The 7,524-nt window shown below is 59.1% G+C and carries 9 protein-coding genes; 4 read left to right on the top strand and 5 right to left on the bottom strand.

Annotated elements, in window-relative coordinates:
- A partial coding sequence (locus tag VJR29_08700; GenBank protein HKY63483.1) for a hypothetical protein occupies positions 1-198 on the top strand: 198 nt, incomplete at its 5' end.
- Positions 198-1,265 (top strand): 3-oxoacyl-[acyl-carrier-protein] synthase III C-terminal domain-containing protein, encoded by a 1,068-nt coding sequence (locus VJR29_08695; protein ID HKY63482.1) that lies wholly within the window; start codon positions 198-200, stop codon positions 1,263-1,265. The genes VJR29_08700 and VJR29_08695, both read left to right, overlap by 1 nt.
- A 19-nt stretch (positions 1,266-1,284) precedes the next feature.
- Here the strand turns inward: VJR29_08695 and VJR29_08690 are convergent, their stop codons facing one another.
- Positions 1,285-1,761 (bottom strand): hypothetical protein, encoded by a 477-nt coding sequence (locus tag VJR29_08690; protein HKY63481.1) that lies wholly within the window; start codon positions 1,759-1,761, stop codon positions 1,285-1,287.
- A 398-nt stretch (positions 1,762-2,159) separates the two neighbouring features.
- Here VJR29_08690 and VJR29_08685 point away from each other — a divergent pair, with 398 nt between their 5' ends.
- Positions 2,160-2,615 carry a PIN domain-containing protein gene (locus tag VJR29_08685; protein HKY63480.1) on the top strand — a complete coding sequence of 152 codons (456 nt, stop codon included), beginning with the start codon at positions 2,160-2,162 and terminating at the stop codon, positions 2,613-2,615.
- Positions 2,616-2,629: 14 nt separating this feature from the next.
- On the opposite strand, the gene VJR29_08680 is transcribed toward VJR29_08685, so the two are convergent.
- Positions 2,630-3,175 carry a hypothetical protein gene (locus tag VJR29_08680; GenBank protein ID HKY63479.1) on the bottom strand — a complete coding sequence of 182 codons (546 nt, stop codon included), beginning with the start codon at positions 3,173-3,175 and terminating at the stop codon, positions 2,630-2,632.
- A gap of 59 nt (positions 3,176-3,234) precedes the next feature.
- Between VJR29_08680 and VJR29_08675 the strand changes: the two genes are divergently transcribed.
- Positions 3,235-5,058, top strand: coding sequence for a VWA domain-containing protein (locus VJR29_08675; protein ID HKY63478.1), 1,824 nt, complete (start codon positions 3,235-3,237; stop codon positions 5,056-5,058).
- Between the two features lie 95 nt (positions 5,059-5,153).
- Here the strand turns inward: VJR29_08675 and VJR29_08670 are convergent, their stop codons facing one another.
- The 3 genes from VJR29_08670 to VJR29_08660 all read right to left on the bottom strand — a co-directional run.
- Positions 5,154-5,915 (bottom strand): urate hydroxylase PuuD, encoded by a 762-nt coding sequence (locus VJR29_08670; GenBank protein ID HKY63477.1) that lies wholly within the window; start codon positions 5,913-5,915, stop codon positions 5,154-5,156.
- A gap of 226 nt (positions 5,916-6,141) precedes the next feature.
- Complete coding sequence (locus VJR29_08665) at positions 6,142-7,062, bottom strand: 1-acyl-sn-glycerol-3-phosphate acyltransferase (GenBank protein HKY63476.1); 921 nt, start codon at positions 7,060-7,062, stop codon at positions 6,142-6,144.
- Positions 7,063-7,309: 247 nt separating this feature from the next.
- Positions 7,310-7,524, bottom strand: a 215-nt coding sequence (locus tag VJR29_08660) for a hypothetical protein (GenBank protein ID HKY63475.1), incomplete at its 5' end; no start/stop codon positions are given.

The following is a 7,524-nucleotide window of genomic DNA, read 5'->3' as shown; positions in this document are numbered from 1 at the left end:
CAATCCTTGGGCCTGGCGGCGGCCACGGTCCACCGTCCCGGTTGCATCCCCGGCCTGCTCGAGCGGTTTCAGCGGGAGCGCCGGCCGGCGCTGCTCGACATCCGCATCGATCGCGGCGTGCGCATCCGCGGCGGCGGCCGGGTCGAGGCCCTCCAGCATATGTCGATGCTGGCCAATGCCGCCAATGGGAGGTCCTGATGAAAGCCTGGGTCAGCGGACTCGGCAGCTGGCACCCGAGCACGGTCCGGCGCAATGATGCCTGGCCGCCGGAGTTCAGGGCGGCGGCTCGGGCCGGCGACCGCACCTTCAACGACATACCACCGCCGCTGGGAGACGCCGCCGCCCTCGCGGAACGGTACCTTGAGCTCGAGGCCATCGACCCCTTTCTAGGCGCTCGCGAACGGCGCGTCGCCGCTGACGGCATCACGGCCGCCGACGCCGAATACGCGGCGGCGCGGGCGGCGCTTGAAGACGCCGGGGTGAGGGCCGATCAAATCGACGCGGTGATCTCCTACACCACGGTACTCGATCGGATTCTCCCTCCGACGGCCGGACTGGTGGCCCATCGACTCGGAGCGACACGGGCGGTGGCCTTTGGTACGGATGCCGGTTGCTCCACTTTGATCACCCAACTCATGATGGCCGCCGGTATGGTCGAAGCCGGCCTTGCGCGCCACGTGCTTCTGACCCAGTCTCATCTGATCTTGCGCGCGGTCCCCCTGCTGCATCCCGCGACCCCGGGCCTGGGTGACGCCGCAACCGCTTGCGTCGTAGGCCCGAGGGGGCGCTGGCGCATCGTCACTCTGCATGCCCAGACTCATGGTGAGTTTTACGATGCGGTCGCTTGGGTGCGCAACGACGACGCTGAGGATGAAGCCCCCTGGTGGAAAGGGGGCGGCGACTATCGCTTGGGCAGCAAAAATAGGCCGCAGGCCAAGCAGCTGATGCGTGACACGGTTCAGTATGGAGCCCAAACGCTGCGCGAGGCCGCCACCAAGGCCAAGCTGGGCGTCGAACAACTCACTCACCTTTTCAGCGTCCAGCCGCGCGGTTGGATCCCCGGAGCGATCGCCCAGCACTTAGGTTTGCCCATCGAGGCGGCGCTGACAACCTACGAGAAGTACGCGCACCTCGGGGCCTGCGGGCCCATCGTCAATTGGCAAACGGCCGACCGCGCCGGCACGCTCAAGCCGGCCTCGAGATTGGCGCTCTACGCTCAGGGCGCGGGCTTCACTCGCGGCGCGGCGATCCTGGAACACTTCTAGCGTTTGGTCTTGGAAAGGACTAAGCGAGACCGAAAAACTCGCCGACCTTGAAAAAGGTTCCCTGAGTGTCGCAGGGGCCGAAGAGAGTGGTGGCGTCATCACCGAGTTGATCGCCGACGGTTTTTTTGGCACCGAAGGCGAGCGGCAGATAATTGATGCCGATGCCCACCCCCAGCCCAACAAGAAAGCTGGCAGCCAGATGGGGCACGGCGACCGCTCTCGTCGCGCTCGGTGCCAAGCGAAGAGCTCTCACGCCGCTGGCGGCTAGACTTGCGTCCACACTCCCAGCGCTCGAGAATAAAAGACAAGCTACTGGAATTTCACCCGATAAAATACCCCACCCCACCGCACCCCGATGCATTCGGAAACCTCGATCCACTCGGTCGACCACGTTTTTCTTAGAAAAGTCGGCCGGCGGCATCTCTGGAGTGGTCGTTGAATCGCTGCTGGAAAATACCGAGTTGAAGCCCTCGACGGCTCTCAAGAATGAAATCATAGGGCCCTCATCGCTTTTCCCATCCTAAAGTTGCTGGCCATCGATTTAACCAAGAGTTACAACGAGGAGTCTGGAGATTCGCCTAAGGAGGGGCAGGCTGCCAATGACTTCACCGCCGGCGCCGACGAGGCTGGGCTCATTGACTCACTTTACTCGGTGTGTTAATAGTAAAGCGGAGTTAAAATTGTGCCCGAAGCCAAAATCAGCCAAAAATATCAAATCGTAATCCCGAAAAAGTCCCGGGAAGGAATGGGCGTCAAAGCGGGGGATAAGCTGATCGTTGAAACCTTAAATGGGGTTACCCTTCTGATGCCCAAGCCCAAGAGAATTTCCACGGCTCTAAAGGGAATTTCTAAAGGCACTTATACTCGAAAGGACCTCTCTCGAGAGAGGAAGTCTTGGTAAAGAAAGCGTCCTTTATTCATGCCTTGAATAGGGCCGGAGCCCTTTACTTAGACACAAGCTTGCTCATCTACCAACTCGAGGACATCCTTCCTTATTCCGCCTTGACAGAAGTCGTTTTCAACTCCATCGAAAACAAAAAACATGAAGGACATATCTCCGTCTTAAGCATTCTCGAGCTGAATGTGAAACCTTACCAGTTGGGCCAGAGTAAGACCGCCCTGACCCAGGTGAGTCTCCTGAAAAACCTTCCCCACATGACGATTCATCCCATCGATTTGGAAACAGCCGATAAAGCGGCCCAATTCCGGGCCCGTTATCGTCTAAAAACCCCGGACGCCATCCATGCCTCATGCGCCTGGGTTCATCGCTGCCAAACCATCATCGGCAACGACAAGGAGTTCAGCAAGGTCAAGGAAACCTCCTATCTGCACCTTGATCATTTTCTTTAGTTTTTATGATCCGCTTAGGCAAGGCCGAGGAATTGGCCGACTTTGAAGAAAGTGCCGTGGCGATCGCAGGGACCGAAGACCGCGATGGCCGCGTCGCCCAAATGATGGCCGACGGTTTTCTTGGCGCCAAGAAATTGCGGAAGGTAGTTCAAGCCCGACCCCATCATCACTCCCGAGACAAAGGATCCCGCGAGCAAAGCTCCTTGGTATCCCAATAAAGCTCCGCCTCTTAACCCAAGAATGGGAAGTCCCCGGGCATTATGAAGAAGACCAAAAGGAAATCCGGGGATCTTGCCTACGCCAAAAAAGGCTTGGGCACCGGCAAGTCCCACCAGGGTATTGATAACCGGCTTCATTCGGTTCTTTTCTTCGATTTCGTCCAATTCAAAAAGACTCTTGGGATTTGTTGCCACCTCGTTGCTAGGAAAAACCGAGTCTAGGCCCGTGGCTTTGAAGAACGATATCATTTTGCCCCCATAAATCAGCGATGTTTTGATCGCACCGCTTCCCCATAATGACAACCTCCTTTTCGTCGACCCGATTCTAAAGTTGCTGGCCATCCCTTTAACCAAGCGTTACAAAGTGGGGTCTGGTGATCCTGTTAAGGAGGGTAGATTTCATGAAAAATCATTCACTTATTTGGTTTTCGGCGCTCTCGATCGCCCTGGTCGCCGCCCAGGCCTCGGCCGCCTCACGGATCGAGTACATCCTCGACGTCAGCGGCTCGATGAACGCCCAGGCCGGCGGCGAGAGCCGGATGGCCGCCGCCAAAAAGTCGATCGCCTCGGCGATCGAAGGCATCCCCGACGGGACCATCGTCGCCCTCCGGCTTTATGGTCATCGGACTCCGCCGGCCGACAAGGCCGGGAGCTGCAAGGACACCGAGCTGGTCCTGCCTTTTGGCCCGATCAATAAATCGAATTTCCTGGCCCTGGTGAACGCCACCAACCCCTTGGGCCAGACCCCGATCGCCTATTCCTTGGAGCAGGCGGCCAATGACTTCACCGCCGGCGCCGACGAGGCCCAGACCATCATCCTGGTCAGCGACGGCGAGGAAAGCTGCGGCGGCGATCCGGTGGCCACCGCCAAGGCCCTTTTGGCCAAGGGCTTCAAGCTCAAGATCAACGTCATCGGCCTCGACGTCGACGCCAATGCCAAGAACCAGCTCGCCGCCATCGCCACCGCCACCGGCGGCCAGTACTTCGACGCCCGCGACGCCGCCAGCTTGACTTCCTCGCTCCAGAAGTTGACCCAGGAGTCGCTGGTCATTGAGAAGGCCGGCGCCTCCGTTTATGGCGAGGAAATCCGCGGCGGCGACAACTTCGAAACCGCCGTTCCGCTGGCGCCCAATAAGCTCTTCCGCCTGAATCACCACCAGCGCGTCAATCAATACGACTACTTCTCGGTCGAAGCCAAGCCCGGCCAAAAAATCATCGTCAGCCTCGAAACCGGCGAGAAGGGCGTCGATATCAAGCCCGACAACAGCTACACCGAGAACCTCAACCCCTATGCCGCGATCTCGCTGCAAGCTCCCAATCGGAGCCAGCTCAAGGTCGAGAACATCATCGGGGGGAAGAACGATTCCCGGCGGATCATCTTCCCGGTGCCGCTCGACGGCGCCGGCAAGTACTACATCCTCGTCGGCTCGGCCTACGACAACCAGCACAAGGATCACCGCTTCAAGGTCGAGCTCGGCGAGCTCTTCGACGCCGGCAGCCAGCAAGACGCCGGCGACACCCGCGACAGCGCCCTTTCGATCCAGCCGGGCACGATCAAGGGCTATGTCAATCCCAACGACGAGGTCGACACCTATAAGGTCAACCTCCCGGCCGGCGCCTTGAACCTGCGGGTCCGCCCGATCAGCGAAAAAGTCCACATGAACCTCACCCTCTTTGATGCCGATGGTGTCGAAGTGGCCCGCGGTCATGCGCCCAATCCCGGCGCGGTCGCCAAGATCGAGAATGCTGCGATCGCCAAGGCCGGCGAGTATGTCCTGAAAGTCTCGGGCGGCTACGATCCGCCGGAAAGTGAATACACCCTCGAGATCCTGCCAGCCGGCACCGCCCCAGCCACCGATGCCGGCGCTCCGCCGGCTTCGCCGACCGCCGTGGCTCCGCCCCCGGTACCGCCAGCGCCAGCGACTCCAGCCGCGCCGACGGTCAGCGCCGACCGGCCCCTCTCCAAGCCGGTGCCGATGCCGGGCGTTCCGGTGGCCAGTGCGCCGCGCAACTCCAAGGAGCTCTGCCCCTTGATCAAGCAATTGCCTTGGATGCAGAAGCTGAAATTCTACGGCCTCTACTCCGGCCTCCCGCTGCTCGGCGGCTGGCTGATCGGCATGCTCTGGGGTTACTTCAAAGGCCGGGGCAGCGGAAAGCGCTGGGCCGCCCGCCAAGCGGTGAAGCAAACCACTCACAATCCGTCGCCTCCAACGCCTCCGAAGTGAGAAGGCTTTGTTCAACAAAAAAGGCGGTCCCGCGGGACCGCCTTTTTTCTTTGTCATCCTTAGCCAAGCGAAGGATTCACTACCCGCTAATGGCCCTAAAAACCGGGAACCTTGGTCGCCTTCTTGAGCAGGTGATAGGTGCCGATCCAGCCGAAGACGATCACGATCAGCAAGGACCACCACCAGGTCGAAGCCCAAGTGGTATGGGCATTGATCATCGTCCAGATCAGGGGCACCGACATATAGGTGTTTTGGCGGGAGCGAAGGCCGGCCAGCGCCACGACCTTGGGGTCGGGAGCCTGGCCGTCGCGGACCGCGGTGATGATTTGCTTCTGCGAGGGCCAAATCCGGAACCAAACATTGAAAGCCATGATCGTGCCGAGCAGCGCGCCGATGTGGATGGTGTAGCCGCGGTAGCTCCAGCCGGCCCAGTGGCCCATCAGGTAAAGAACCCCGGCCAGCAGCAGGAAGCACAGGACCACCGCTGCCTTGAGGTTCTTGGTGCCGAGGGCCTTCATGATGATGTCATAGATGATGAAGCCGAAGAAGGTCACCGCGATCATGGCGAAGGTCGGGACCTGCCAATTGACCGATCCTTCGAAGAGAGTCCCGCCGTGGTAGAAAACCAGCATGGCGAGCAAAATGCCGGTGAACCAAGTCCAAGCCGCGCCCCAGCGAAACCAAAAGAGCGCCCGGGGCATGAGCTGGGGAACGACCTTCTTCTTGGTTTCGCCATCCATGGTCGCCGCGAAGGCGCCGTTGACGAAATTGAAGTAATATAGAAGTCCGATCCACAGGACTCCGGCCACGACGTGGAACCAGCGAAAGATCGACTGGAGAATATCGGTAGTTTGCATGCCTCTCTCCTTTTCTTAGGGGCTCATCTTACTATGCAAATTCTTCGAATTTGCCGCGCGCATCGGCTTAGCCGACGCTTGCTCACTTCAGGATGGGACGCATGTTAACGGCGAATGCCTGATTTTCAAGCAATAAAAATAGCTTCCCTACGGCTGTCATCCTGAGCGCTAGCGAAGGATCTCCGACTACTTGGTGGGTATGAGATCCTTCGGCCCCTTCGGGTCCTCAGGATGACGCTTCTTCCGCTTTCTTGCTCATTTTGCGGAGGGCCCGGGCCCGGTGCCGCAGCCGGACGATCTCGCCCCGGAACTCGTGGGTCAGGCGGACCAGCGATTTCTCGGTCTTGAGCTCTCCGAGGCTGACCTCGCGGGGGCGGCCCCAATTGAAGATGGCGTGGGTCGGAAAAATCAACGGCGCCTTGGGCACCACGAAATAGGGGTAGTGAAGGTAGGGTTTGATCAGCTTTTCCACCAGGAAGGGCTGGTTGATGATCCAAAATTTGATGGTGTAGTCGATGCCGTCGTGGCCCACCGGCACGATGTGGACCTTCTTCCCCGGATTCTCCAAGAGATACTCGCGGGCGATGTTGAGGAAGCCCTTGTGGAACTTCACCACGTAGTCGCGCTTGATGTAGTGTTTGATGAAGTCCATGCCCTCGGGGAAGAGCAGGATGTGGTCGCGCTTCAGGGCTTCCTTGCCGGCGGCGACGCTGATCGGAAGGCATTGGCCGCTCTTGAAGATCTCCCGGACCAAGGGAAGCCGGAAGGCCTCTTTGTAAACCAAGGAGCGGACGATCCCCAAATTCCGCGCGTAGAAATAATAGCAGATGATCGCGGCCTCGAGGGTGTTGGCGTGGTTGCTGATCAGGATGACCTTTTCGCGCGAGGCCAAATCGGCCACTTCATCGGCGTGGCCGGCATGCTCGACCTTGAAATAATAATCGTGGAGCAGCTTCAGCCAATGACGATGCATGCCGTAGAAGCGCTGATCGATGGGCGTGTCATCGTACTCGAAGGAGAATAGCTTCTTGAGCTGCTGCGGAATTTCGCCCAAGGACGGCGCGGGCAAAAGCGACTCCAAAGTCTTGCGCGGAGACTTGATGAAGTCCTCGAGCGTGCGCGACAAGCTCGTCATGAGTGGATTCAATTGGTTTCCTCTTTAGGTCCGCGGGGTCCTCGGTCCTGGCGACCGATTCGCCACGTAGGATAGAGAGTCGAAACGAAAACCACAAGATGGCGGTGCAAATTTTTTGTAAAAAATAATGACGGTAGGTGTCATTCCGAGCGCTCGGGATGACAATGCTCGAAAATAAAAAAGCCGATCTCCCCTAGAGATCGGCTTTCCCTTAAGCACCCTTGAGCTTCGTTATCCCCAACGAAGCTTCCCCTCTGAACTAGCCCAGGACCTTCTTCAGTCCGCCGACATACCCCCGAATCATCGGCTTGCCGGAGTTGGCCCGGGCTTGAACCTGACGCAATTCTTCGCCCCAAGCTCGGCGCCACAAGGAATCGACCGCGGAGGAAGGCGCCTCCTCACCCACGAGTCGGATCCCCTCCAAAACCTCGTAGTTGCTTCCTTCGCGGTTGTTTTGAATTCGCTGTTGCGCCG

It is taken from the genome of bacterium (assembly GCA_035281585.1).
In the GTDB taxonomy this organism is placed as follows: domain Bacteria; phylum UBA10199; class UBA10199; order DSSB01; family DSSB01; genus DATEDP01.
Note: the sequence above shows the minus strand (reverse complement) of the source record. Positions and strands in the feature narration are given on the sequence as shown.

Bases quoted from the DNA above. Each gene is read 5' to 3' on its own strand.
- VJR29_08695 (HKY63482.1), top strand. From the start codon at position 198: ATGAAAGCCTGGGTCAGCGGACTCGGCAGCTGGCACCCGAGCACGGTC.
- VJR29_08690 (HKY63481.1), bottom strand. From the start codon at position 1,761: ATGATTTCATTCTTGAGAGCCGTCGAGGGCTTCAACTCGGTATTTTCC.
- VJR29_08680 (HKY63479.1), bottom strand. From the start codon at position 3,175: ATGGCCAGCAACTTTAGAATCGGGTCGACGAAAAGGAGGTTGTCATTA.
- VJR29_08675 (HKY63478.1), top strand. From the start codon at position 3,235: ATGAAAAATCATTCACTTATTTGGTTTTCGGCGCTCTCGATCGCCCTG.
- VJR29_08670 (HKY63477.1), bottom strand. From the start codon at position 5,915: ATGCAAACTACCGATATTCTCCAGTCGATCTTTCGCTGGTTCCACGTC.